The following is a 25,479-nucleotide window of genomic DNA, read 5'->3' on the forward strand; positions in this document are numbered from 1 at the left end:
CTAAAAAAGAAAAAAGGCAGAAAACGAAACTCGTCTTCTGCCTTTTTTCTAATGTTGTTATTTCGTTTGTTCTTTATTGATAGACATTACGAACAGTCCAACAAGCCCGCCAACTAATGGAAGCATAATCTCTCCTGCTAAATTAAAGTAGGAGCTTAAGAATAAACCATTCACATCGATTACCCAACCAGTAACATACAATAACATCATATATAGTACGAAATAAAATTCTCGATTTGAAATCGTTTCATGTTGTGCAGTTTTCATAACGAACACCATCCTTTTCTTTTATAATGGAATATCAACTGTCACATTTTGTTCACAATTTAATTGTAAAACTTTCCATCATAAAAGTCTAGTAATTTGTGTCGAATTTCCGAACAAAAATAAAGCGCTATCATTTCAACGTGTAAGTATGTAATAAGAGCCGTATATTCACGAATGTAGTATAGTATAAACATAGAATGATAGTGAAGAGAGGGGCAGGAACAATGACAATTTATGATTTTTCAGCTAAAACAATAACAGGTGAAGAAAAATCGTTAAAAGATTACGAAGGAAAAGCACTTCTTATTGTAAATGTTGCTAGTAAATGTGGATTCACACCGCAGTATAAAGGATTACAAGAATTATATGATAAGTATAAAGACCAAGGATTAGAAATACTCGGTTTCCCTTGCAATCAATTTGGAGGACAAGAACCAGGTACAGAAACGGATATTACAAGTTTTTGTGAATTAAACTACGGTGTAAACTTCCCGATGTTTGCAAAAATTGATGTGAAAGGTGACAAGGCTCATCCTCTGTATGCATACATGACAGAACAAGCACCAGGTTTACTCGGTATGAAAGCAGTAAAATGGAATTTTACGAAGTTTTTAATTGGAAGAGACGGGAAAGTAGTAGGGCGTTTTGCACCGCAGACGAAGCCGGTGGATTTAGAGGTTGAGATTGAAAAGGTACTTGGAGAATAACTAGGAGTTTCACTTTATTAAAAAACGCCTCAAAGAACAATGCAGTTCTTTGAGGCGTTTTCTTTCAACTCATATTAGCAAGATTAAATCACTGAATGGGAGTCATTTGATTTAGGCGGAGAAGCTGCTTTTTTCATAAGCACTTCCCATAGGTGTACGGATTTCTTCCATTCTGTTGCGGCCTGTCCCTTTTGATACATAGCGTTTTCATAACTGAAAGTAAGTTGTTGCATATGAGCCGAGTTGTAAAGTGTATCGATGTAGAGAGCGTATTCTCGGAATGTTTGACTTTCCCCTCGTGATATACCGATTCTCGCAAATTGTTTTAAAAGTGCATCGTAAGCTTTTCTATAAACAGCATCATCTTTTCTGTATTTGTAGAAAAGAATAATAAAAAATGTAATCCATTTCATTCTAGTGGTAAAGAGAATGTATCCTATAATACTAATTGGTATCGTAGAGAGGAATATGCGCCACCAAGAAAATCCATTTTTGGAATTTGTGATCTTTTTAGTAGGAGCTTCTTCTGTATCTTCTATTAAACTTTTGAGCTTTGCTTCATTGTTTCTTTGGTGTATTTGCGCGTTTTGAGAATTAGTTTCTTCGCTAGTTTGTAAAGTAGGAGCAGGAGTATTATTTGTAAAATTATAGGGATTGGTAAATCCTTTTGTTGGTTCGAATGGAATCCATCCGTATCCTGGAAAATATACTTCGACCCAAGAGTGTGCGTTATTGTTCGCGATTTTATAAACATTCTCACCTTCAGCACTAGCAATTGTATTCTCAAGAGTTCCTTCTGTAAATCCTTTTACCCAGCGGGCGGGAATCCCGGCAGAACGAAGTAGTACAATCATAGACGTAGAAAAATTATTACAGTAGCCGCTTTTTGTATCGAACAGGAATTGATCTACATAATCTTGGTTTTTGGCAGGAAATAAGACATTCGTTGTTTCGTATACAAAAGAGTTGTCTGTGAAGTACTTTTCAATAGCTAATACTTTATCATACCGGTTGTCTTTATCATTTGTAAGATTGACAGCCAAGTCTTTTACTCGCTGTGGTAATGATTCGGGAAGTTGTGTGTATTTTGTCATGAAATAAGAACTTGTTTCATGACCTTCATTCGTTTTTACAGCTTTCAAGTTTTCTATGGGAAACTCTGGGAGCTCATATGTTACTTTATACGAATTTAAAGTAGTAGAAGAGTCTCCGTGCATCGTATAGATTTTTTCTGAAAAGGGGTCAACGCTGTATGATACATCAGAAGAAGCCTCAACTGATACTAATCCTGCTGGATAGGTAAGGTGAGGATAACCTTTTTGCATGGTGATTGTTGCCTCAGTTGTCTCCGTTTTTGTATTTTGTTCGTACCAACTTACGACGTCGTTTTTATTTTTAAAAGAAACTTTCTTCGGATTTTCAGAAACCTCCCAGCCTTTTCCTGTATAAAAATCTTTCGTTTCTACTCTCCAATATTGTTTATTTTGCGTTTGTGCTGTAAAAACAATTGTATTATCTGCCTTAAAGGGACCGCCTAATTGCGAGTCATCTAAACCGTACCCAACTTTAGAAACTTCTTGTTCTTTACTTGCTTCGGATGTGTTGAATTTTAAAAAATTCATTGGGTTGGGCCATTGAGAACCAAATTTTGGAGTAAAGTATGCGATGGTTGCTGACAATACAATAAATATTGTAAGAGGTCTAAGTAATTTTGAGATTTCTCTAGCATAATTTTGTAAGTGTTCAATCTCTTTTATTCGTTCTATTTGAAGAAGACTAAGCATAAAAAAACCGATGACAACAGTACGAATAATAGCGTAGTTTGCATTGTATAAATGTAAGTTATGAAAAGTTGTGATATAAATAATAGTCAATACAAGAAATAACAAACCGCGTTTTTTATGAATCATCCAAAAAGAGGTGAAAGAACTCAAAAACCAAAATGATAGAAAAAATAAAACTGTTGGAAAAACAGGAGAAATATCTAGCAACTTCCCCTGGAAAAACAGGGAGGAATTTCGAGACATATCAGAAAAAAAAGTTGTTAGCCAAGATGGATTTATAAAAGCTTTTTTATAATACAGGAAATGAATCATGAATAAGATCGTGACGATTTTTATTGGAATTTGCCACCTTGTTTGAAAAAAAGAGAGAGTGAAGCAAATTCCTATAAATAGTACAAAAATATCTAATCTACCTACGTTTGTAATACCTATAAGGGGTCTTAGCCATTCTAGTAAAAGAAGAAGTACACATACATGCATGAAGAATCTGCTCATATTCCATTGTTTTTTTGTTTGTAATGTTATCATTTGCTCACCTCAAAAAACACGTTTGTATACCGGTTTTCATAAACCGCTTTTACAAATATTTTTCGTTTTTGTAGAGTTTCTAGTATACTTAGTTCTCGATGCGAGAGTTGGTTCGCTTTTTCTTTCACGACAAACACCATTAATTTTCTATTTTTTATAGCAGCACAATCAGCCGCCTTTTGAATATCGGGAGAAAGATCGCTTGTCACGAGTATAATCGTGACGGGCTCATAAATTTTTCTTAATTCTATTTCTACACTTTGAGAGAGCGGGAATACACTGTCTGCTTGTACTTTCGCTAAATGACAAAAGATTTGTTGCAACTGAGCATCTCCATTGTCTAAAGGGAAAATAGTTCGTTCTTTTCCGACAGACACGAATGACGCTGGTGAATTTTGCTTCAAAGCAGCTCTCACAATAGAGGCAGTAAACGTTACGACTGATTCGAATAGGGGGGACTCAGTTCTGTCCATGAATATCATGATATTATGGCTGCGCTGTTGTTCAAACTCTTTCGTCATAATATTGTTTGTTCGTGCAGTTGCTTTCCAATCAATCCATGAAAAGCGGTCACCAGGTTTATATTCTCTGACACCGACAGAGATTGTAGAGTCTTTTGCTAAATTTATATTTGCTGAAAGCGCTCCTTGTTCGAAATGATTTTCCAATTGTCGATACGTTATATCTATATACTGGGGATAGACTAAAAATGTATCTGGAACTGAAAAAGTTACTTCTTTCTCTATCATACCGAATAGATCGCCAGTTTTGACACGTACGCTTGAAAAAGTGTGTTCTCCTCTAGGGATTGTGTCAATAACATATTGAAACGAAATGTTTCGTTTCAATCCTGGAAAGAGTATTACCTTATTCGTCTTTGTTTGTCTACAACTTGTAAATTGTGGAGGCATTTCATCTTCTATAACTAAATAAAGTAAGGGAAAAGGAAATTTTCTTTTTATTGTAATCGTGCTTAAAAATGGTTCTCCTGCTACATACTCATTTTGATTTGTTATTCGTTTTACTTCAGTGTCCCGTAAAGCGTAGAAGGGGAGTAGTAGTGAGTAAAGGCCAATAGGAATCGTACTGTAAAACAAAAACCAACTTACAAATCCTCCTTGAAGCATAGCATACACAAATGTTAAGACTAGGCATAAAGGGATTAGTAATAACTTGGTAACGTGATATAGTACTCGTAGTATTCGTTTCATCAAAGGTTCATCGTCCTTTGAGTCGGAACGGCAGTTCGTGCAACGATTTTTGCGATAACTTGTTCTCCTGTTATTCCTTCAAATTTTGCTTCCATTTTTAGAATGAGTCTGTGAGCTAAAACGTAAGGAGCTAAAAATTTAACATCGTCTGGAATAACATAATTTCTGCCATGGATGAATGCATAAGCCTGTGAAGCTTTCATTAAAGCAATTGAACCGCGTGGACTTGCACCTAGCTGTATAGAACTATAAGAACGAGTCTGATTAACAAGCTTTACAATGTAATGTTTGATCCCTTTGTCCATGCTTACTTCTCGTACGCTTTGTTGTAAATAAAGTAATTCTTCTATTGTAGTAATAGCTTGTAAATGGGAGAGTGGATTTGTTTTTTCCATCCGGTTTAAAATTTCAAATTCTTCTTCTGGTGTAGGATATCCCATTCTTAACTTCAACAAGAAACGATCGAGCTGAGCTTCTGGTAAAGGGTATGTTCCCTCATATTCGACCGGATTTTGTGTAGCCATTACAAAGAATGGTTTTGGTAACGGTCTTGTAATGCCATCTATTGTGATATTGCCTTCTTCCATACTTTCAAGTAAGGCGGATTGTGTCTTTGGAGATGTACGATTAATTTCATCAGCAAGTACAAAATTCCCCATAATTGGTCCAGGCTTGAACTCAAATTGGAGCTCTTTTGGATTGTAAATAGAAACACCTGTTACATCTGACGGCAGTAAATCAGGTGTGAATTGAATTCGCTTGTAATCAGCATCAATTGATTTAGAAAGTGCACGTACTAGCATTGTTTTCCCGACGCCGGGAACATCTTCTAATAGTACATGACCTTCAGCTAAGAGAGCTGTCATGGTTAAAATCGTTTCTTTTCGTTTTCCGACCATTAATTTTTCAATATTGTTGATTATTTTTTCTATAATGGGATGTAATGAATCAAGCTGGGGCATAGAGATCCTCCTAATTTTATTATCGTTTTCTAATCTATTTAGTGGACAATAGAATTTATAATTCTATGTGTGGGTAGTAAAACTTCCATTTTAAATTCTGAGAATATTCAGATTATTTATTTCGATTACATCTAGTATAATTGTTTCCGTAACTAAGGGCAATACAGTAAATAATGATTTCTAGTTTTATGTGAATATGTCTGGATATAAAATACTATCGCGAAGAAAAAACATCCTCACATACAATTTTCGGTATTTTCCTTTTGGAACTTTATAAAAAAATTCAAAACTCTGTTTCATATATTTATAAAGAAAAAACGTAGGAACTTTTCCTGCGTTTTTTTTGCAAAATAGTCGATACCTCAAAATACTATTCCCCTAATAATCACGATTAACCATAACCCTCCACAACGGAACAAAAAATTTTCTCACAAACTTATTTTCTACTGAATTTTTGACAATCTCTTGAACTGTGCGAAATGTCACATCTGTATTTTACAGCCTCTCTTATAGTAAGGGTATGAAAGAGAGACGTATTAAAGGAGTGAATATGATGAAGAAGAAACCTTCAGCACTAATGAGACGTTTAAAATATTTTTCACCAATAGATCGTTATAACGATAATCATACACAAGAAACATATGAAGATCGCGAATGGGAAAATGTGTACAGAAAGCGTTGGCAACATGATAAAGTAATCCGTTCTACACACGGTGTGAACTGCACTGGTTCATGCAGTTGGAACATTTATGTGAAAGATGGGATTGTAACATGGGAAGGACAGGAGCTTAACTACCCAACAACAGGTCCTGATATGCCTGATTTTGAACCACGAGGTTGTCCGCGTGGGGCGAGTTTTTCTTGGTACATTTATAGTCCACTTCGTGTGAAATATCCGTATGTACGTGGTGTTCTTTGGAGTATGTGGCAAGAGGAACTACAAAATCACAAGTCACCACTAGATGCTTGGAAAAGCATTGTGGAAAACCCTGAAAAAGCACGTAAGTATAAGCAGGCGCGTGGTAAAGGGGGATTCATTCGTGCGAATTGGGATGAAGTATTACAACTCGTTTCTGCTTCATTACTTTACACAGTAATTAAATACGGTCCAGACCGAAATGTTGGTTTTTCACCAATTCCAGCTATGTCGATGTTAAGTCATGCAGCAGGTAGCCGTTTTATGCAACTTATGGGTGGGCCGATGCTTAGCTTCTACGATTGGTACGCAGATTTACCACCAGCTTCTCCGCAAATTTGGGGTGATCAAACAGATGTACCAGAAAGTAGCGACTGGTATAACTCTGGATACATTATGACATGGGGTTCAAATGTACCGATGACGAGAACACCAGATGCTCACTTTTTAGCTGAGGTTCGATATAAAGGAACGAAAGTCGTTTCTGTAAGTCCTGACTTCGCTGAGTCTACAAAGTTTGCGGATGATTGGATTAGTGTGAAACAAGGTACAGACGGTGCACTTGCAATGGCAATGGGGCACGTAATCTTACAAGAGTTTTACGTAGATAATCAAGTGGAATATTTCACAAAGTATGCGAAGCAATATACTGATTTTCCTTTCTTTGTCACATTGAAACAAAAAGGAGATCAATTCGTTGCGGATCGATTCTTAAATGCTTCTGATATCGGACGCGAAACAAAGTTAGGAGAATGGAAGCCTGTTCTTTGGAACGAGAACACGAATGATTTTGCAACACCTCACGGCACAATGGGATCACGTTGGGATAACGAAAAGAAATGGAACTTACGTTTAGAAGATGAACAAACAGGTAAAAAGATTGATCCACGTCTTTCTTTACTTGGAATGGAAGATGCTGTTGGAACGGTACAAATTCCGTATTTCTCTGATGATGGAAATACAATATTAGAACGTACGATTCCGGTGAAAAAAGTTATGACAGAAGAAGGCGAAGTGTTCGTTACAACTGTATACGACTTAACGTTAGCAAATTACGGCGTGAACCGAGGGCTCGGGGGACAAGAACCGAAAGATTTCAATGATGACGTACCGTTTACACCTGCATGGCAAGAGAAAATGACGGGAGTGAAGCGAGAGCTTATTATTCAAATTGCTCGTGAGTTCGCACAAAATGCTGTTGATACAAATGGTCGTTCGATGATTATTGTTGGAGCCGGTATTAACCATTGGTTTAACTCTGATACGATTTATCGCGCAGTTTTGAATCTTGTTCTTCTCGTTGGAGCGCAAGGTGTAAACGGCGGCGGTTGGGCACATTATGTTGGTCAAGAAAAATTACGACCAGCAGAAGGCTGGCAAACGATCGCGATGGCAAAAGATTGGCAAGGGCCACCAAAATTACAAAACGGTACATCTTTCTTCTATTTCGTAACAGATCAATGGCGCTATGAAGATACACCTGTCGGGCATTTAGCATCACCAATTGAGGGCAACTCTCGTTATCAACATCACGGTGATTACAATGTATTAGCGGCACGACTTGGTTGGTTGCCTTCATATCCAACATTCGAGAAAAATGGAATTGAATTATATAAAGAGGCTGTTGCTTCTGGTGCAACAACGCAAGAAGAAATCGGAAAATACGTTGCACAAAAATTAAAAGAAAAAGAACTGAAATTTGCGATTGAAGATCCTGATAATAAAAACAACTTCCCACGCAACTTATTCGTATGGCGTGCAAATTTAATTTCAAGTTCCGGTAAAGGTCACGAATATTTCTTAAAACATTTATTAGGTACAACAAACGGATTAATGAATGATGATAGTGATTCATTACGACCAGAAGAAATTAAGTGGCATGAAGAAGCACCAGAAGGGAAGTTAGATTTACTCATTAATTTAGATTTCCGTATGGCTGGAACAGCGCTTTATTCTGATATCGTCTTACCTGCTTCAACTTGGTATGAAAAGCACGATTTAAGTAGTACAGATATGCATCCATTTGTGCATCCGTTTAATCCAGCAATCGGTTCACCGTGGGAAGCACGCTCTGACTGGGATATTTTCACCTCTCTTTCTAAAGCTGTGTCAGATTTAGCGAAGAAAATCGATCTTGAGCCAATGAAAGAAGTCGTTGCAACACCACTTCTTCACGATACACCGCAAGAATTAGCGCAACCACTTGGCAAGATTAAAGATTGGAGCAAAGGCGAGTGTGAACCAATCCCAGGTAAAACGATGCCACAAATTCATGTTGTTGAAAGGGATTATAAAACGATTTATGACAAAATGACAGCGCTTGGACCAAATGCTGGAAAGCAACCGATTGGTACGAAAGGGATTTCTTGGTCTGCAGAAAAAGAATATGAGCAATTAAAGAGTCGATTAGGAGTTGGGCGAACTGATTCTATTGCGAAAGGGTGCCCAGATATAAAAGAAGCAATTAATGCTGTTGAGGCGGTATTAACACTTTCTTCTACAACAAACGGTCACATGGCTGTAAAAGCATGGGAAGCACTTGAAAAACAAACCGATCTAAAACTTCGTGATTTAGCAGAAGAGCGTGAAGAAGAATGCTTCACATTCGAACAAATTACAGCGCAGCCGAAAACGGTAATTACTTCTCCAGCCTTTACAGGTTCTGAAAAAGGTGGACGTCGTTACTCACCATTTACAACAAATGTTGAACGTCTTATCCCTTGGAGAACGATAACTGGTCGACAATCTTTCTACTTAGATCATGACATGATGAAAGAATTTGGTGAAACGATGGCAACGTTTAAACCAATTTTGCAACATAAACCGTTCCGTAAATCACGACCTGAAGTAGAAGGGAAAGAGATTACACTAAACTATTTAACACCGCATAATAAGTGGTCGATTCATAGTATGTATTTCGATTCATTACCGATGTTAACGCTGTTTAGAGGTGGTCCAACTGTTTGGATGAATAAAGAGGATGCTGCAGAAGCTGGCGTTGCAGATAATGATTGGATTGAGTGCTTTAACCGTAACGGTGTTGTTGTAGCTCGTGCTGTTGTAACGCACCGTATACCGAGAGGAATGGCATTTATGCACCATGCGCAAGATCGCCACATTAACGTACCTGGTACGAAATTAACAAGTAACCGCGGGGGGACGCATAATAGTCCAACTCGAATTCACGTTAAACCAACACATATGATTGGTGGATATGGTCAATTAAGTTATGGATTTAACTATTATGGTCCGACTGGAAACCAGCGCGACTTAAACGTTGTAATTCGCAAACTGAAGGAGGTAGATTGGCTTGAAGATTAAAGCGCAAGTCGGAATGGTAATGAACCTAGATAAATGCATCGGCTGCCATACTTGTAGCGTAACATGCAAAAACACCTGGACAAATCGTCCAGGTGCTGAATATATGTACTTCAATAACGTAGAAACGAAACCTGGAATTGGTTATCCGAAACAATGGGAAGATCAGGAGAAATACAAAGGTGGCTGGGAATTGAAAAATGGTGAAATTCAGCTGAAATCTGGTTCGAAAATGAAGCGTCTTATGAATATTTTCCACAATCCAGATCAACCAACAATTGATGATTACTTTGAACCTTGGAACTATGACTATGAAACATTAACAAATAGCCCGCAGCGAAAGCATCAACCAGTTGCTCGTCCGAAATCAGCAATTACGGGTGAATTTATCGACAAAATTGAATGGGGTCCAAACTGGGAAGATGATTTAGCTGGTGGACATATAACAGGATTACAAGATCCGAACGTAAAGAAAATGGAAGAAGAAATTAAAACGGATTTTGAAAATGTCTTTATGATGTATTTACCACGTATATGCGAACATTGTATGAATCCATCTTGCGTATCGTCTTGTCCATCTGGTGCGATGTATAAACGTGAAGAAGATGGGATTGTACTTGTGGATCAAAATGCATGTCGTGCCTGGAGATTTTGTGTATCGTCTTGTCCGTATAAAAAAGTGTATTTTAATTGGCAAACAAATAAAGCTGAAAAATGCACAATGTGTTTCCCACGTATTGAAGCTGGTATGCCAACAATTTGTTCTGAGACATGTGTAGGACGTATTCGATATATTGGGGTAATGCTATATGACGCTGACAAAGTAAAAGAAGCGGCTTCTGTTGAAAATGAAAAAGATTTATATGAATCTCAGCTTACTGTTTTCCTAGATCCAAATGATCCAGAAGTAGCAGCGGAAGCGAAAAAACAAGGCATTCCTGAAGAATGGATTAAAGCGGCACAAGAGTCGCCAATCTATAAAATGATTATCGATTGGAAAATCGCTCTACCTCTTCATCCAGAGTACCGTACAATGCCAATGGTTTGGTATATTCCACCGCTTAGCCCAATTATGAATATGGTGGAAGGGAAAGGAAGTAACTGGCAAGCAGAAGAGATTTTTCCTGCTATTGATAATATGCGTATTCCCATTCAATATTTAGCGAATTTACTCACTGCAGGAGATGAATCACATATTCGTCTTACATTGAAAAAAATGGCTGTCATGCGAACACATATGAGAGCACTGCAAATTAATAAAGAACCAAATGAAGCAGTATTAAAAGAACTTGGTTTAACGAAACAAGATGTAGAAGATATGTATCGTCTTCTTGCTATCGCAAAATATAAAGATCGCTTCGTCATCCCGACTTCTCACCGCGAACAAGTTGCAGATTTATATAGCGAACAAGGAAGCTGTGGCCTTTCCTTCACAGGTGGCCCAGGCTCTTGTATGACAATTTCTTAAATAAAGGGGGCAGAAAATCATGAAACAAAGTTTACAAACTGCTTTTTCTTGTTCTTCTTTTCTTCTCTCCTATCTGGAACTTGGGTGGGGAGAAGCTTTAACTGAATTACAAGAAGAGATTGAAGCGATTGAACAGGAAGACGTTAAAGCAGCACTTACAGCATTTATTAAACAAGCACTAGATAAAACGAATGATCAATTAATTGATTGTTACGTATATACATTCGATTTTGGTAAAAAGACAAATATGTATTTAACTTATATGAACACCGGTGAACAAAGAGAAAGAGGTATTGAATTATTAGAGTTAAAACAGCATTATAAAAAATCTGGTTTTGAAGTAACAGATAAAGAACTACCGGATTATTTACCGCTATTACTTGAGTTTTTTGCAAATGCAAATGAGCAAGATAGTGAACCAATTATGAGTAAATACAAGGAAAATATACAAGCATTGCACGTTCAATTAAAAGACGCAAATAGTATGTATGAACCAATTCTTGCAGCTGTTCTCTTCGCTATCGATGCATGGGGTGTACAGACAAATTAGAAAGGAGAGTTGTCAAAATGATGGATCAATTTCTATGGGTGTTGTTTCCTTATATCATTTTTGCAATCTTTATCGGTGGACATATTTTCAGATACAACTATGATCAATTTGGATGGACATCAAAATCTAGTGAACTATTAGAGAAGAAAATGCTCCGAATCGGAAGTCTGTTATTCCACTTTGGGATAATGTTCGTCATTGGTGGTCATGTTATGGGGATTTTAATTCCAGAGTCCGTATACCGTTCAATAGGTATTACAGAGCATATGTATCATATAGTAGCAATTAGTTTCGGACTTCCGGCAGGTGTTGCTTCTATCATCGGTTTAATTATATTAACGTATCGCCGTGTAACAGTAAAACGCATCATTGCAACGAGTACAACGGGAGATTATATTGCGCTTATTTTATTACTTATCGTTATGCTAGCAGGACTTTCCTCAACGTTTTTAAATATCGACTCAAAAGGGTTTGATTATCGTACAACGATTGGTCCTTGGTTCCGAAGTCTCTTTATTTTCCAACCGAAAGTTGAATATATGATGGAAGTACCTGTTTGGTTTAAATTTCATATTATTGCAGCGATGGGGCTTTTCGCAGTATGGCCATTTACAAGACTTGTACATGTATTTAGTGCCCCAATTAAATATGTAAGTCGCAGTTATGTAATTTACAGAAGACGTATTCCTAATGAATTGAAAAAATAAATCCGCTGTAAACGAATAAGAGCTAGCAACTAACATGAAACGAGGTCTAATGGAAGGCCTCGTCTTTTTATATAGGAGATAATTGTGTCTATGAAAAAAGAGTAGCATCTATATTAGATGCTACTCAATGCTACAAATAGAGGCAGAGCAATCTTCACAAGCAATTTCACATTTTAAAAATTGTAAATCGTGAATTGTAATTTTTCCTTTATGAATAGAAATTGTACCTTGCTTTTTTAATTCATTTAACATCCGATTTACACTTTCACGTGAAGTTGCACAGAAATTCGCAAGTTCTTGATTCGTTAATGGTAAATCGATGAGAATCCCATTTTCTTTTAACACACCGTAACTATTTGTCATTCGAATGAGAGTAGAATACAGGGCACCTTTTTTGCCGTGTAATACTAAATCTCGGAACTTTGTTTGCATTCTTCTTAAATGTTCACTAATCCATTTCATAAATTCAAATACAAGAGCTGGTTTTTGGAGTAATGCTTTTTCTAAGGCTTCACGCTTTATAACTCCTACTTCAACATCTTCAAGGCATTTTGAATTTAATAAATACTTCGCATTGTCAGTGAACAATGTTAATTCTCCAATAATGTCATATTCTGAACAAATACGAAGTGTTAATTCTTGCCCGTCAGCACTTAGTTTACTAATTTGTACTTTTCCTGAGTGAATGATATAGAGGTCTGTTGCTTCCATACCTTCTTGAAAAATAAAACTTCCTTTTTTTATTTGCATTTTATATTCAACAGATGCAAGTAATTCTTTTAAATCTTGAGATAATGTCATACTGTTTGCCACAGCGATCACCTTTCTTCTTATAAGCAATACATCTCCTATTTTGAATGTAAGTATGATGAAAATGCAAGAGATATTTTTGGAAAAAAGTGAAATTTCAATGACCGTATGGAATAGGGCTGGAGATGTGAACAAAATTCGAACGGATTCGTGAAGAATTTTTGAATGGGGAAAGTAATGTGAGAAAAGTCACATTGAATATGTAGCTTCTTTTTTATAATGAAAGCAAATACAAAATATGAAACTTACTAAGGATTTGAGTAGAAAAGAAGGGATATAGATGTACGAGAAGATGAGAGATTCGTTAGAGCGGCCACTTCAAGATTTACGTATTTCAGTTATTGATCGTTGTAATTTTAGGTGCACATACTGTATGCCGGCTGAAGTGTTCGGACCTGATTACGCTTTTTTACAGGAAGAGTTTTTATTAACGTTTGATGAGATAGAAAGATTAGCGAGATTATTTATAAGTATGGGAGTCAATAAAATTAGGCTTACTGGTGGTGAACCTTTATTGCGTAAAGATTTACCGAAGTTAATTGCAAGGCTTGCAAAGTTAGAAGGTTTAACGGATATTGGACTCACAACAAACGGTATTCATTTAGCAAAACAAGCAAAGCTATTAAAAGAAGCGGGATTAAAACGTGTAAATATTAGTTTAGATGCGATAGAGGATCATGTCTTTCAAAAAATTAATGGACGAAATGTAAGCACAAAACCTGTATTGAAAGGAATTGAAGCAGCGAAGGCAGCTGGATTAGAAGTAAAGGTAAATATGGTTGTAAAAAAAGGGATGAATGATAGTCAAATTCTTCTTATGGCTCGTTATTTTAAAGAACAAGAAATTCAGCTCCGTTTTATCGAGTTTATGGATGTGGGCAGTACGAACGGATGGAACTTTGAACAAGTCATTACGAAGGAACAATTAATAGAGAAAATTAATCGTGTATATCCGATTGAGCCTGTTAAGCCTCGTTACTTTGGAGAAGTTGCGAAAGTGTATCGATATGTAGGGAGCAATGCAGAAGTTGGATTTATTACTTCTGTTTCTGAGTCATTTTGTTCTTCTTGTACGAGAGCTCGCATTTCGGCAGACGGTAAGTTTTTTACGTGCCTATTTGGAACGAAAGGAACGGATTTGCGAACGCTTCTTCGAGAAGATATTTCTGATGCATCACTATTAAAAATTCTACAACATACATGGGCGTATAGAAAAGACCGATATTCAGATGAAAGAACGGCTGAAAGTACAAATAAACGTCCAAAAGTAGAAATGTCTTACATTGGTGGCTAACGAAAGGAGGATTCAATATGCATGAGCGTTATTCAAGACAAGTATTATTTTCTGGAATTGGTGAAATGGGTCAAAGAAAAATAAGAGAAAAGCATGTGCTCTTAATCGGTGCAGGTGCACTTGGCGCTGCAAATGCAGAAGCGCTCGTTAGGATGGGAATTGGGAAATTGACAATTGCTGACCGTGACTACGTCGAATGGAGCAATTTACAGCGGCAACAGTTATATACAGAAGAAGATGCACAGCGGTGCAAACCAAAAGCAATTGCAGCGGCAGAACATTTAAGAAAGATTAATTCTGAAGTAGAAATTGTACCTGTTGTAACGGATGTTACAATGCAAGAAATGGAAGAGTTAACAAAAGAAGTGAATCTCATATTAGATGCGACTGACAACTTTGATACGCGCCTACTTATAAATGACATTTCACAAAAAGAAAATATACCTTGGATATACGGTGGTTGCATTGGAAGTTACGGTGTAACGTATACAATTCTTCCGGGGAAAACACCGTGTTTTCGCTGCCTAATGGATCATCCTACGAACGGTGCAACATGCGATACAGCAGGAATCATTCAGCCAGCTGTACAAATGGTCGTTGCTCACCAAGTAACAGAAGCGATGAAAATATTGGTGGATGACTATCAGTCGCTAAGAGGAACAATGTTATCATTTGATATTTGGAACAATCAATATCTCTCATTAAAGGTAAATAGACAGAAGAAAAGCACATGTCCATCTTGTGGCAATGTACGCAAGTATCCAAGTTTAACATTTGAATCACAGATGAAAACTGAAGTGTTATGCGGACGGAATACAGTTCAAATCCGTTCAGGGATAAAGCGAGTTCTTCATTTAGAAGAAATTCAAAAGCGCTTACAAAAAAGTTTGGACGTCAAAAAAACACCATATTTATTATCGTTTCTTGTTGATGAATATCGTTTTGTTTTATTTACAGACGGTAGGGCATTCATTCATGGGACAAATGATATGAAAATAGCAAAACGATTATATGCAAAATATATAGGGTAAATAGAATGAGAGTTTTTCTTTCTCAAAACGAGGTGAAAAAAGAATGTTATTAAAACGTAATCCAATTCCAGTGGCAGAAGCAGTCGCACGTGGAATGGAGTATGCTCAAGAAGGTGAAACTGAAAAGGTTTCTCTTATAGACAGTTACGGAAGAATCCTTGGAGAAGATGTTGTTGCAAATCATGATGTCCCGCATTTTGATCGCTCTCCGTACGATGGATTTGCGATTCGAGCGGAAGATACAAAAGAAGCAAGTAGCAGTAATCCAATTCAGTTCGAAGTGATTGGTGAAGTCGGAGCAGGTTTTGTTTTTACAAAAGAAGTGAAAGCATTTCAGGCTGTACGTATTATGACAGGAGCCGAGATTCCAGCGGGTTGTAATGCCGTTGTTATGTTAGAACTAACGGAAGGATTTGAAGAAAACGAAAAGACCTATATGAAATTAAAACGACCTTTCGCTGCTGGTGATAACATTTCTTTTAAAGGAGAAGATGTAAAACAAAATGCCATACTTGTGAAAAAAGGGACTTCTATTAACCCTGGAGTAGCGGCGCTTCTTGCTACATTTGGTTATAGTTCCGTACATGTTGTAAGGCAGCCGGTTATTGGAATTGTAACGACAGGAAGTGAACTGCTGGAAGTACATGAACAACTGAAAGAAGGGAAGATTCGAAATAGTAACTCCTATATGATAGCTGCTCAAATTGAACGAGTGGGCGGAGTTGTACAGTATTATGGACAATTCGCCGACGATTTGGAGACGTGTTATAACACTGTAAAAAAAGCGATGAAAGAAGTCGATATTTTAATTACAACTGGTGGCGTTTCAGTAGGAGACTACGATTATTTACCGGCTATTTATGGGGAATTACAAGCTAATGTACTTTTTAATAAAATAGCAATGCGACCAGGAAGTGTGACAACTGTAGCTGAGTTAGAAGGAAAATTATTATTTGGACTATCGGGTAATCCTTCTGCTTGTTATGTCGGTTGTGAATTATTTGTTCGACCAGTCATTCAAACATATTTGCATAGGAAAGATCCACACGTATATCGTGCAGAGGCGATTTTACAGAAAGACTTTCCGAAAGCAAACCCATTTGCTCGTTTTGTAAGAGGGAGAGTTGAAATTGTAGATGGCCAATTGCAAGTTACACCAGTTGGCTTAGATAAATCTAGTTCAATTTCTTCACTTGCAGAAGCGAATTCATTTATCGTCCTGCCGGGAGGAACGAGAGGATTTAAAGCAGGAATAACTGTTTCGGTACTGTTATTAGAATCAAATGTAGGAAGCGAGTGGCCATGGGAAGAACCGCTTCGATCGTACAAGTAATAGAAAAATAGATTGGTGGCTTCTAAGTGGATTATGATTTATACAAAGATAAGAGGTGCAAGATGACACATACGTATTATGAAGTAATTGATACACCAATTTCAATTGAAATTGTTACAAGTAAAGTAATTCGGCGTGAGTGTGGTGCGGTTACTACTTTCATTGGTACTGTCAGAGAATTTACGAAAGGACGTCGCACGCTTTATTTAGAGTATGTAGCTTATAAAACAATGGCGGAAAAACAGCTTGAGAAAATTGGTGCCGAAGTAGAAGAGAAGTGGCCTGGGACATATGTGGCAATTACACATCGCATTGGTACATTACAAATTTCTGATTTGGCTGTTGTTGTCGCTGTTGCTACACCACATCGGAAAGCAGCTTATGAAGCGAATGAGTATATTATGGAACGCATAAAACAAGTTGTTCCGATTTGGAAGAAAGAGTTTTGGGAAGATGGTGAGTCATGGATAGGTGATCAGTTAGAGAAAGTAGCATATGTAAATGGCGAGCCTGAAAAGGAGATGAGAACATGATTGAAGTACTATTATTTGCACATTTACAAGAAGAAGCAAGTAAGCCAGCATTACATATAGATTGTGAAAATATTATAGTTGCTGAACTAAAGGAAGTTCTTATTAAGAAATACAACGTAGCGATTTCAAGTGAGATAATGGTCGCTATAAATGAAGAGTATGCAAATGAGGATGACATCATTCAAACTGGTGATGTCGCAGCAATGATTCCGCCAGTAAGTGGTGGTTGATTCTTTTCAGCCTAATCATGTAAGGACGTGATTAGGCTGGAGGGAATGAATATAACTATGCATACATAGGAGGGAACAGGATGAAAAGTCCTAATTTTCAATTAAGTTTACAAACTTCCAATCTAGTTATCGGTTTTATGGTGTGGGTTATTTTATCATCATTAATGCCCTATATTAAAGTTGATATCCCATTAACTGCGGGACAAATTTCTATGGTAACAGCAGTACCGGTTATATTAGGTTCTGTTCTTCGCATTCCGATTGGTTATTGGACAAATCGTTTCGGAGCAAGAAAATTATTCTTTATTAGTTTTATTCTATTATTATTTCCTGTCTTTTATATTAGTGTTGCCAATTCTATGATGGATTTAATTATTGGTGGATTATTTGTCGGAATCGGCGGGGCCGTATTCTCCGTAGGTGTAACTTCTTTACCAAAATACTTTCCGAAAGAGAGTCACGGTTTTGTAAATGGTATTTACGGTGTCGGTAACGCCGGAACAGCAATTACTTCGTTCTTAGCACCTGTTATTGCAACTTCAGTTGGCTGGAGAACGACAGTACAGTGTTATTTAGTTTTACTTGTAGCGTTTGCACTTATGAACTTTTTATTAGGCGATCGTAAGGAGAAAAAGGTGAATACACCATTAATGGAACAAATAAAAGGTGTATATAAAAATGAAAAACTTTGGTTTTTATGTATCTTTTACTTTTTAACATTCGGATCATTTGTCGCATTTACAGTATACTTACCAAACTTTTTAGTATCTCACTTCGGATTAGAGAAAGTAGATGCAGGTATGCGGACAGCAGGATTCATCGTACTCGCAACAATTATGCGCCCGATTGGTGGTTGGCTCGGTGATAAGTTTAATCCATTTAAAATATTAATCTTCGTATTTATCGGTTTAACACTTTCAGGTATTATTTTATCATTTATGCCTAGTATGAATGTGTATACATTTGGTTGCCTACTAGTCGCATTTTGTGCAGGGATTGGAAATGGTACAATCTTCAAACTCGTTCCAATGTACTTCTCTGAACAAGCTGGTATTGTAAATGGACTCGTTTCAGCTTTAGGCGGACTAGGAGGGTTCTTCCCGCCATTAATTTTAACATTACTATTCCAACTGACAGGTCATTATGCAATTGGATTTATGGCATTATCAGAAGTCGCACTTGCTTGTTTAATCATTACAGTGTGGATGTATAGCCAAGAGAAGCTGTTAGTGATGTTAAAGAATAATTAATAGAGAAAAAAGGGTGCCTAATAGAGGCATCCTTTTTTATACTTGAACACGAGAGAAAATGAATTGTTATATCAATATCGTTCTATGGATAACGATATTTTACTTGTATAGTAATAATAAGAACAAACGCCTTTAAAAAACGTTTGTCCAAAGTTAATTACTATTTTAGTTAAGAGATAGATTATAATTTCTGAGTACGAGAAAGTTTTTTTATAAGTTTAGGGAGGACAGATGATAATTCTTGTTTCATACGCTTTGTAAACGATGGATCTTTACCTGAAGTTGAAATCGTTACAACATATTCACCATTGCGTATGACACCTGGTGTGTGAAACGATGATTCTGTACCATCACTTACAACGTTAACCCATTGAAAATCATGGGAGGCCTGTTTGACCATCATATTTACATCATGTTGATTTGTAGCTGCATAAATAAGGTGAGCATCTTTAATATCATCATTAGAAAAAGTTTTTTGCTTCCAATTAATATAAGGAAGTTCCTTCATTTCCTCGCAAATTTCTGGGCTAATAACGGTGACAAAAGCGCCTGTATCTTTTAATCCAGACGCTTTTCGATATGCGATTTTACCTCCACCAATGATAACGACCACTTTATTATGTAGATTAAACATAAGAGGGTACATGTTATACATACACACATTCCTCCATTCGTTCTAATAATGTTAATTTCATATATGTATCAAACTGAAGGCAGTTACAAGTCGTAACGTGATCATATTTTTTTGTATGTAACTTAATTTTTTGAAGCAACAATCCGGTAAAGAGAAGGTACGGCATGACGTATACATGGGACGCAGTCGATGTTATAGTCTTGAGTTCAGCAGTAAAAGAGGGCGTTCCTTTCGTTAAAAAGGAACAATGTACCGACATACCGAGTTTCTGCTCGACAGCTTCTCCGATTTGTTGTAACTCATAAATAGGCTGAGGATCACTGCTACCTCGTCCTACGAGTAAAACGCTACTTCTTTGCATCGGCATAGTTTCACGTATTCTTTTCACTACAAGTTCAACCATATGTGGATGCGTACTAAAAGGTGGGGCAACTGAAAATGTTATATGTGGATATTTCTTTTGCATTTGCTCTATTTCAAAAGGAATATCACGTTTATAGTGAGCTGCCGCAAATAATAAAACAGGTACAATTATTATTTCAGTTGCTCCTTCTATTATTGTTTCTATAACTGCATCCTGAATAGTAGGTGTTGTTAGTTCTAGAAAAGCTATTTTTTGAATTCTTTCGTTACGTTCTTTCATAACAGATTGAATAAAGTGAATGAATTGTTCGTTACCTTCTTGTAGTCGGCTCCCGTGTCCAACATATACAATTCCTTTCATTGTCTCACCATGTCTTTCTTCATAATAATTTCTTGTAAATGATGATCTACGTTATGAAACCCGACTTTATTCGCATATTGTAAAGTTGGAACGTCTGTATACGAGAAGGGAAGAGTAAGAATATCGGTAAAGCCAAGGCGTTTTACTTCTGATAGAAACGTATCAATTGAAGCACGGCCTTCAAATACAATGCTATCCCATGAGAATTCAGAAAGCATACGAGAATGAATTTCATCGAATCGATGATCAATTATATACTCATGAGTCATCATATAGGAGCCTGCACCAATTTTTCCTTGAATGAAAGCAATTCGATTCATGTTCCGGCCTAAATAAACAGTTGTATCGGAAGAGAACTTTGCCTGCTTACTTAAAAGTCCGTATTGCATCAGCTTTTCTTGAGTGACACCGTTCATATACTGCAGTTCTGCCTGTAAGGAACGAATATCTTTATCGTGCTTACTACATGACTGCATCAAGATTTCTACACTTTCAGCTGAACAAAATACAAGGCGATCAACGCTAAAAATCTCATTGATTTGTTCAGAGGTTAGTGTGTATTCTTTCTTTTTGAAAGTTGGAATTTGATATATTTCTGCACCGCATTCTTGTAACATTTGTTTTATTGAACTTTCTTTATTTGTGGCAGCTGAAAATAATACTTTTTTACTGTGCAATGGTTTACATTCTTTCCAAGCGATTTGGTTACGCAAGGAAACGACATCACCAACAATCGTCATAGAAGGATTAGAAATATTTTCGTTTTTGACGATATGAACAATGGTTGCTAGTGTACCTGTGACAACACGCTGCTTTCCCGTTGTGCCCCATTCAATGACTGCTACAGGCGTATCTTCTTTTTTTCCTGATTGTAGTAAGCTTTCACAAATTGTAGGTAAGTTTTTTATACCCATGTAGTAGGCGATCGTGTCGCTATTGTGGGATGAATTATATTTTCCATGATTGGTTAAAGGACCTTTTGCATGTCCAGTTAGTAAAGTCACGCTATTACTGTAGTTACGGTGGGTGAGGGGGATACCTGCATAGCTACTAGCGGCGATGCTAGATGTAATACCTGGTACGATTTCATATGGAACATTCGCTGCTGCTAAAGTTTCTGCTTCTTCACCAACACGGCCAAAAATAGATGGATCCCCGCCCTTTAAGCGGACAACGGTTTTTCCTTCTTTCGCAAATTGAAGGAGATGGGCATTAATCATTTCTTGTCGCATAGTATGATTTTTCGGCATTTTACCGCAATAAATAAGTTCACAAGTTTGCTTTGTATAGTTAAGAAAAGTAGGGTTCAATAAGCGGTCATATAAGACAATATCTGCACGCTTTAAGCAATCTATCGCTTTTTTAGTAATAAGCCCTTCATCACCTGGTCCTGCACCAACTAAATATACATATCCGTTCATATTCGCACCTCGTCTATTTTTATTTAAAAGGAAGCCAGGGGAGGCTTCCTTTTGTAAGTTACATGTATATATAAATATCACCGTCAATTACTTCTACTTCGTAAGTTTGAATACAACCATCATCAGGTTTTTGAACTTCACCTGTTAGTAATGAAATTTTCCAATCATGTAGTGGGCAAAAGACGAATTCTCCAGATACAATACCTTCCGCTAACGGTCCATTTTTATGGGGGCAACGATTTTCTACAGCTCGAATATCGCCATTTGAGAGACGGAATAGGGCGATAGACATACCTTTCATTTGCACCTCTTTCCCAATTTGAATAGGAAGGTCTTCTGCACGCATAATTTTTATTTTTTCTTTCGTTTGTAACATATAGTGCACGCTCCTTATTTTACAGTTTCTACTTCATACATCGCTTTTAATGATTTCGTTTCTAGTGCTTGTCCCCATGCTTCCGTATATGTACTACGAGCTGTTTGGAAACGTTCATTTAGCATAGTGACCATACTTGTATCTTGTAGTATTTCTTTTATGTGATCGAAGCCTAATCGTTCTGTCCAGTAGGCAGTGCGTTCTCCGTAAATACCAGTTTCACGATAATATTGCATGTAAGCTGTAGCGATGTGAAGGACATCGTCTTCAGTAGGGACAATCATTACAAAATCAGCTTCACGTACTTCCGTACCACCATTTCCGCCGATATACAGTTGATATCCATTTTCGACACAAACAACACCAAAATCTTTTGTAAGTACTTCAGCACAGTTACGTGGACAACCCGTTACACCCATCTTCATTTTATGAGGTGTATCTACCATTTCTAATGATTGTTCAAGTAGCATACCAAGTCCTAATGAATCTTTCGTTCCGAAACGACAGAAGCGAGAACCAACACATGATTTTACATTACGAAGGGATTTTGAATACGCATATCCAGAAGTCATATTTAAGTCAGACCATACGTTAGGTAAATCTTGTTTCTTAACACCATATAAGCCGATTCGGCTTGCACCTGTAATTTTCACAAGAGGAACATCATATTTTTTCGCAACTTCAGCGATTTTCATTAAATCATCTGCTGTTGTAACGCCTCCGTACATACGTGGAATAACAGAAAATGTACCATCATGCTGGATGTTACCATTCATTCTTTCATTAACGTAACGGGATGATTTATCATCTGCATATTCTTCTGGAATCGCCATACGTAAATAGTAATTTAAAGCAGGACGACACTTCGAACAGCCATCTTCATGTGCAAAACCAAGAACATTTCGTACTTCTTTTGGTGATTTTAAACCTTTCTCATGAATCGCCGCTACGACTTCATCACGTGATAAAGTTGTACATCCACACATACCGGCAGACTGTGCTGAGGCATCAAATGCATCTCCAAGTGTATGAGATAAAACCTGTTCCACAAGCGGACGACATTTACCACAAGACCCTGCGGCTTTCGTACAGCCTTTAACTTCTTCAAAAGTAGTTAACTCTTGTTCTAAAATGGCATGAACGATTGTACCTTTCGTAACGCCATTACATCCGCAAATAGTGTCATCGGCACTCATTGTAGCAACGTTAAGTTCACTTTCTTCACCAGCCTTGTGAAGAAGGGAAGCGGCTGTATATTCTTGTATATCTTCTTCTTTCTTTAACATGCTAAAGAGGCGTGTACCATCAGCGGTATCACCGTATAAAACGATACCAACGACTTTATTGTCACGAATTAATACTTTTTTATAGGAACGTTTACATTCATCAAAGATTGATATTGCTTTCGTTTGATCATCTTCATAAATTTGGCCAGCAGAGAATAAGTCACAACCTGCGACTTTTAATTGTGTACCGACGATACTGCCCGCATATCCATCAGTTTGTAAATTCGTTATATGTTTTGCTAATATTGCACCTTGTTCATAAAGGGGGGCAACAAGTCCATATGCGATACCGTCATGTTCCGCACATTCTCCAACTGCATAAATGGATTCATCATTTGTTAGCATATAGTCATTGACTACAATGCCGCGATTTACAAGTAAACCAGCATCTTTTGCTATTTGAGTATTCGGACGTATTCCAACAGCCATTACGATTAAATCACAGTCTACAACTTCACCATCTTCAAATTGAATACCCTCAACATGGTCTGTACCAAGAATTTTTACAGTTTTCTTTTCCATGAGGAATTTCATGCCTTGCGCTTCTAAATCTTCACGTAGTAAGGAAGCTGCTTTAGCATCTAACTGTTGCTCCATTAAGCTCGGCATTAAATGAACAACATATACGTCCATTCCTAAGTCAATAAGACCTCTTGCGGCTTCTAAACCAAGTAATCCACCACCAATGACAACGGCCTTTTTCTTATCTTTAGCAGTATTAATCATAAATTGTGTATCTTCAATTGTTCGAAATCCTGTTACACCAGGAAGGATAGAGCCTTCAACAGGCAAAATAAAAGCGCTAGAACCTGTTGCGATAATGAGTTTGTCATATGTAAGAGTACGATTTGTTTCTGTGACAAGGACTTTTTCTTCTCGGTTAATACTTTGAACTCTTTCGTTTGTATATAAAGTTATTCCATTTTCTGCGTACCAACTATATTCATTCATAATGATATCTTGCATATTTGTTTTACCTTGTAGAACATGAGAGAGCATAATGCGATTGTAGTTTGGATGCGGTTCATCTCCAAAAATAGTAATTTCATATAAATCACTATCATGTTTTAATATTTCTTCCATACAGCGTATTCCAGCCATACCATTTCCGATCATAACTAAGCGTTTTTTCATATTCATTTCCCCTTTTATGTGAAATGTTGAGCAAATAATTATATTTCCATTATAGAAAATCAAAAAAGGGGGAGATGTGATATTTATCACATTTTTATAATGATTCACAAATTGTTTAAATTCGGATGTATGTGAAGGGAGAAGTGGAAAGGATATTTGGTTATGTGGAGTTTGAATATTTTTTACACAATGAAAAAGCAGGGCATAAGCATGTATACTCATGTCCTGCTTTTTATTTATGCTTTCGTAATTGCACGCGGAAATAAAATGTTATTTTCTAAATGAATATGCTCAAATAAATCAGATTCTAGAGCTTCAAGGCGTTGGTAAACAAGGCGATAAGTACCGCAAGCTCCTTCTGGAGGAGTAAAGTCATTTGTCACTTTACGAAGTTCTTTAATAATATTACCGGCGTGGTTATGCTCATTTTCCAACTCATCTACTACTTTACGTAATTTTGCATAGTTTTCATCAGTTGGATTTTGTTCGAATTCTAAAATTAATGGGAAATCTTCCGTTTCTTCTTTAATTAAATGCTGTTCGAGTTCCATCTTTAGTTCATGAAATAGCTTATGAATTTGAGCTAAATGAGGCTGACTTGCTCCATGGACACGTAACACTTTCGTCACATAAGGACTTAATTGCGGCAACTCTTCATTTAAATAACGATGATGCTTATTTATAACATAAACAATCAATTCACGATAAGAAGCATTTTTCCAATCAATTTCAGATTCGTTTAATAGTTTCGTTTTATGATAAAGCGTATTTAACTCTGTGATTACCTCTGATGCTGATAATTTTCTTTCATTAATTGCATCAATAAGTGGTTTATTACCACCACAACAAAAGTCTATTCTATATGATTTAAAAAGATCACTAGCTTTCGGAAATTGTGTAACAATCTCACCGACAATAGAAGTTTCAGTAAATGTATGTTCCATATGAATGCCTCCATAAAGTTTAATGTGATAACTAAACCAAGAATAGCAATAAATTAAAATG

The 25,479-nt window shown here is 36.8% G+C and carries 22 protein-coding genes; 11 read left to right on the plus strand and 11 right to left on the minus strand.

Annotated features, from left to right (window positions below; translation table 11 throughout):
* Positions 1 to 57: 57 nt before the first annotated feature.
* Positions 58 to 267 carry a DUF3925 domain-containing protein gene (locus MR065_RS07450; RefSeq protein WP_088230440.1) on the minus strand — a complete coding sequence of 70 codons (210 nt, stop codon included), beginning with the start codon at positions 265 to 267 and terminating at the stop codon, positions 58 to 60.
* Positions 268 to 491: 224 nt separating this feature from the next.
* On the opposite strand from MR065_RS07450, the gene bsaA reads away from it, so the two are divergent.
* The gene (gene bsaA / locus MR065_RS07455; protein ID WP_242213126.1) at positions 492 to 974 is read left to right on the plus strand and encodes a glutathione peroxidase; all 483 of its coding nucleotides are present in this window, start codon (positions 492 to 494) and stop codon (positions 972 to 974) included.
* 83 nt (positions 975 to 1,057) lie between these two features.
* On the opposite strand, the gene MR065_RS07460 is transcribed toward bsaA, so the two are convergent.
* The 3 genes from MR065_RS07460 to MR065_RS07470 are packed head-to-tail and all read right to left on the minus strand — an operon-like array spanning position 1,058 to position 5,459.
* Positions 1,058 to 3,286 carry a transglutaminase TgpA family protein gene (locus MR065_RS07460; RefSeq protein WP_242213127.1) on the minus strand — a complete coding sequence of 743 codons (2,229 nt, stop codon included), beginning with the start codon at positions 3,284 to 3,286 and terminating at the stop codon, positions 1,058 to 1,060.
* The gene (locus MR065_RS07465; protein ID WP_242213128.1) at positions 3,283 to 4,497 is read right to left on the minus strand and encodes a DUF58 domain-containing protein; all 1,215 of its coding nucleotides are present in this window, start codon (positions 4,495 to 4,497) and stop codon (positions 3,283 to 3,285) included. The genes MR065_RS07460 and MR065_RS07465 overlap by 4 nt, the downstream gene beginning before the upstream one ends.
* Positions 4,497 to 5,459 (minus strand): AAA family ATPase, encoded by a 963-nt coding sequence (locus MR065_RS07470; RefSeq protein WP_242213129.1) that lies wholly within the window; start codon positions 5,457 to 5,459, stop codon positions 4,497 to 4,499. Before MR065_RS07470 ends, MR065_RS07465 begins: the two co-directional genes overlap by 1 nt.
* Positions 5,460 to 6,009: 550 nt before the next feature.
* On the opposite strand from MR065_RS07470, the gene MR065_RS07475 reads away from it, so the two are divergent.
* Genes MR065_RS07475 through narI form a run of 4 tightly spaced genes read left to right on the plus strand, consistent with a single transcriptional unit; the run spans position 6,010 to position 12,418 of the window.
* Complete coding sequence (locus tag MR065_RS07475; RefSeq protein WP_242213130.1) at positions 6,010 to 9,696, plus strand: nitrate reductase subunit alpha; 3,687 nt, start codon at positions 6,010 to 6,012, stop codon at positions 9,694 to 9,696.
* On the plus strand, positions 9,686 to 11,161 hold the full coding sequence (gene narH / locus MR065_RS07480; protein WP_242213131.1) for a nitrate reductase subunit beta: 1,476 nt from the start codon (positions 9,686 to 9,688) through the stop codon (positions 11,159 to 11,161). The genes MR065_RS07475 and narH overlap by 11 nt, the downstream gene beginning before the upstream one ends.
* 19 nt (positions 11,162 to 11,180) lie before the next feature.
* Positions 11,181 to 11,711: a nitrate reductase molybdenum cofactor assembly chaperone gene (narJ, locus tag MR065_RS07485; protein ID WP_242213132.1), complete on the plus strand. Its 531-nt coding sequence runs from the start codon at positions 11,181 to 11,183 to the stop codon at positions 11,709 to 11,711.
* A gap of 17 nt (positions 11,712 to 11,728) precedes the next feature.
* The gene (gene narI / locus MR065_RS07490) at positions 11,729 to 12,418 is read left to right on the plus strand and encodes a respiratory nitrate reductase subunit gamma (protein WP_242213133.1); all 690 of its coding nucleotides are present in this window, start codon (positions 11,729 to 11,731) and stop codon (positions 12,416 to 12,418) included.
* 120 nt (positions 12,419 to 12,538) lie between these two features.
* Here the strand turns inward: narI and MR065_RS07495 are convergent, their stop codons facing one another.
* Positions 12,539 to 13,231 carry a Crp/Fnr family transcriptional regulator gene (locus tag MR065_RS07495; RefSeq protein WP_242213134.1) on the minus strand — a complete coding sequence of 231 codons (693 nt, stop codon included), beginning with the start codon at positions 13,229 to 13,231 and terminating at the stop codon, positions 12,539 to 12,541.
* A 277-nt stretch (positions 13,232 to 13,508) separates the two neighbouring features.
* On the opposite strand from MR065_RS07495, the gene moaA reads away from it, so the two are divergent.
* From moaA to narK, 6 genes are all read left to right on the plus strand, one after another.
* Entirely contained in the window at positions 13,509 to 14,522 is a 1,014-nt protein-coding gene (gene moaA / locus MR065_RS07500) for a GTP 3',8-cyclase MoaA (protein WP_242213135.1), read from the plus strand.
* Positions 14,523 to 14,539: 17 nt separating this feature from the next.
* On the plus strand, positions 14,540 to 15,553 hold the full coding sequence (locus MR065_RS07505) for a molybdopterin-synthase adenylyltransferase MoeB (protein ID WP_242213136.1): 1,014 nt from the start codon (positions 14,540 to 14,542) through the stop codon (positions 15,551 to 15,553).
* Positions 15,554 to 15,596: 43 nt separating this feature from the next.
* Complete coding sequence (locus MR065_RS07510; protein WP_242213137.1) at positions 15,597 to 16,886, plus strand: molybdopterin molybdotransferase MoeA; 1,290 nt, start codon at positions 15,597 to 15,599, stop codon at positions 16,884 to 16,886.
* Between the two features lie 62 nt (positions 16,887 to 16,948).
* A complete protein-coding gene (locus tag MR065_RS07515) occupies positions 16,949 to 17,419 on the plus strand; it encodes a molybdenum cofactor biosynthesis protein MoaE (RefSeq protein WP_242213138.1) in 471 nt (156 codons plus the stop codon).
* Positions 17,416 to 17,649, plus strand: a complete 234-nt coding sequence (gene moaD / locus MR065_RS07520; RefSeq protein ID WP_242213139.1) for a molybdopterin converting factor subunit 1 — start codon at positions 17,416 to 17,418, stop codon at positions 17,647 to 17,649. The genes MR065_RS07515 and moaD overlap by 4 nt, the downstream gene beginning before the upstream one ends.
* An 80-nt stretch (positions 17,650 to 17,729) precedes the next feature.
* Positions 17,730 to 18,899: a nitrate transporter NarK gene (gene narK, locus MR065_RS07525; RefSeq protein WP_242213140.1), complete on the plus strand. Its 1,170-nt coding sequence runs from the start codon at positions 17,730 to 17,732 to the stop codon at positions 18,897 to 18,899.
* A 181-nt stretch (positions 18,900 to 19,080) separates the two neighbouring features.
* On the opposite strand, the gene MR065_RS07530 is transcribed toward narK, so the two are convergent.
* The 6 genes from MR065_RS07530 to ric form a co-directional block, all read right to left on the minus strand.
* Positions 19,081 to 19,554 (minus strand): precorrin-2 dehydrogenase, encoded by a 474-nt coding sequence (locus tag MR065_RS07530; protein WP_242213141.1) that lies wholly within the window; start codon positions 19,552 to 19,554, stop codon positions 19,081 to 19,083.
* On the minus strand, positions 19,547 to 20,257 hold the full coding sequence (locus tag MR065_RS07535; RefSeq protein ID WP_242213142.1) for a sirohydrochlorin chelatase: 711 nt from the start codon (positions 20,255 to 20,257) through the stop codon (positions 19,547 to 19,549). The genes MR065_RS07530 and MR065_RS07535 overlap by 8 nt, the downstream gene beginning before the upstream one ends.
* Positions 20,254 to 21,678, minus strand: a complete 1,425-nt coding sequence (locus tag MR065_RS07540) for a uroporphyrin-III C-methyltransferase (protein WP_242213143.1) — start codon at positions 21,676 to 21,678, stop codon at positions 20,254 to 20,256. Before MR065_RS07540 ends, MR065_RS07535 begins: the two co-directional genes overlap by 4 nt.
* A gap of 58 nt (positions 21,679 to 21,736) precedes the next feature.
* Positions 21,737 to 22,054, minus strand: a complete 318-nt coding sequence (gene nirD / locus MR065_RS07545) for a nitrite reductase small subunit NirD (RefSeq protein ID WP_242213144.1) — start codon at positions 22,052 to 22,054, stop codon at positions 21,737 to 21,739.
* A gap of 14 nt (positions 22,055 to 22,068) precedes the next feature.
* On the minus strand, positions 22,069 to 24,474 hold the full coding sequence (gene nirB / locus MR065_RS07550; protein WP_242213145.1) for an NADPH-nitrite reductase large subunit: 2,406 nt from the start codon (positions 24,472 to 24,474) through the stop codon (positions 22,069 to 22,071).
* A 236-nt stretch (positions 24,475 to 24,710) separates the two neighbouring features.
* Positions 24,711 to 25,418: an iron-sulfur cluster repair di-iron protein gene (ric, locus tag MR065_RS07555; protein ID WP_242213146.1), complete on the minus strand. Its 708-nt coding sequence runs from the start codon at positions 25,416 to 25,418 to the stop codon at positions 24,711 to 24,713.
* Positions 25,419 to 25,479: the final 61 nt, after the last annotated feature.

This window comes from Bacillus cereus group sp. BfR-BA-01383 (assembly GCF_022663495.1).
Taxonomy (GTDB): Bacteria; Bacillota; Bacilli; order Bacillales; family Bacillaceae_G; genus Bacillus_A; species Bacillus_A cereus_AU.

Coding starts and splice junctions, on each gene's coding strand:
- MR065_RS07450 (WP_088230440.1), bottom strand. CDS start 267: ATGAAAACTGCACAACATGAAACGATTTCAAATCGAGAATTTTATTTC.
- bsaA (WP_242213126.1), top strand. CDS start 492: ATGACAATTTATGATTTTTCAGCTAAAACAATAACAGGTGAAGAAAAA.
- MR065_RS07460 (WP_242213127.1), bottom strand. CDS start 3,286: ATGATAACATTACAAACAAAAAAACAATGGAATATGAGCAGATTCTTC.
- MR065_RS07465 (WP_242213128.1), bottom strand. CDS start 4,497: ATGAAACGAATACTACGAGTACTATATCACGTTACCAAGTTATTACTA.
- MR065_RS07470 (WP_242213129.1), bottom strand. CDS start 5,459: ATGCCCCAGCTTGATTCATTACATCCCATTATAGAAAAAATAATCAAC.
- MR065_RS07475 (WP_242213130.1), top strand. CDS start 6,010: ATGATGAAGAAGAAACCTTCAGCACTAATGAGACGTTTAAAATATTTT.
- narJ (WP_242213132.1), top strand. CDS start 11,181: ATGAAACAAAGTTTACAAACTGCTTTTTCTTGTTCTTCTTTTCTTCTC.
- narI (WP_242213133.1), top strand. CDS start 11,729: ATGATGGATCAATTTCTATGGGTGTTGTTTCCTTATATCATTTTTGCA.
- moaA (WP_242213135.1), top strand. CDS start 13,509: ATGTACGAGAAGATGAGAGATTCGTTAGAGCGGCCACTTCAAGATTTA.
- MR065_RS07505 (WP_242213136.1), top strand. CDS start 14,540: ATGCATGAGCGTTATTCAAGACAAGTATTATTTTCTGGAATTGGTGAA.
- MR065_RS07510 (WP_242213137.1), top strand. CDS start 15,597: ATGTTATTAAAACGTAATCCAATTCCAGTGGCAGAAGCAGTCGCACGT.
- MR065_RS07515 (WP_242213138.1), top strand. CDS start 16,949: ATGACACATACGTATTATGAAGTAATTGATACACCAATTTCAATTGAA.
- moaD (WP_242213139.1), top strand. CDS start 17,416: ATGATTGAAGTACTATTATTTGCACATTTACAAGAAGAAGCAAGTAAG.
- narK (WP_242213140.1), top strand. CDS start 17,730: ATGAAAAGTCCTAATTTTCAATTAAGTTTACAAACTTCCAATCTAGTT.
- MR065_RS07530 (WP_242213141.1), bottom strand. CDS start 19,554: ATGTATAACATGTACCCTCTTATGTTTAATCTACATAATAAAGTGGTC.
- MR065_RS07535 (WP_242213142.1), bottom strand. CDS start 20,257: ATGAAAGGAATTGTATATGTTGGACACGGGAGCCGACTACAAGAAGGT.
- MR065_RS07540 (WP_242213143.1), bottom strand. CDS start 21,678: ATGAACGGATATGTATATTTAGTTGGTGCAGGACCAGGTGATGAAGGG.
- nirD (WP_242213144.1), bottom strand. CDS start 22,054: ATGTTACAAACGAAAGAAAAAATAAAAATTATGCGTGCAGAAGACCTT.
- nirB (WP_242213145.1), bottom strand. CDS start 24,474: ATGAAAAAACGCTTAGTTATGATCGGAAATGGTATGGCTGGAATACGC.
- ric (WP_242213146.1), bottom strand. CDS start 25,418: ATGGAACATACATTTACTGAAACTTCTATTGTCGGTGAGATTGTTACA.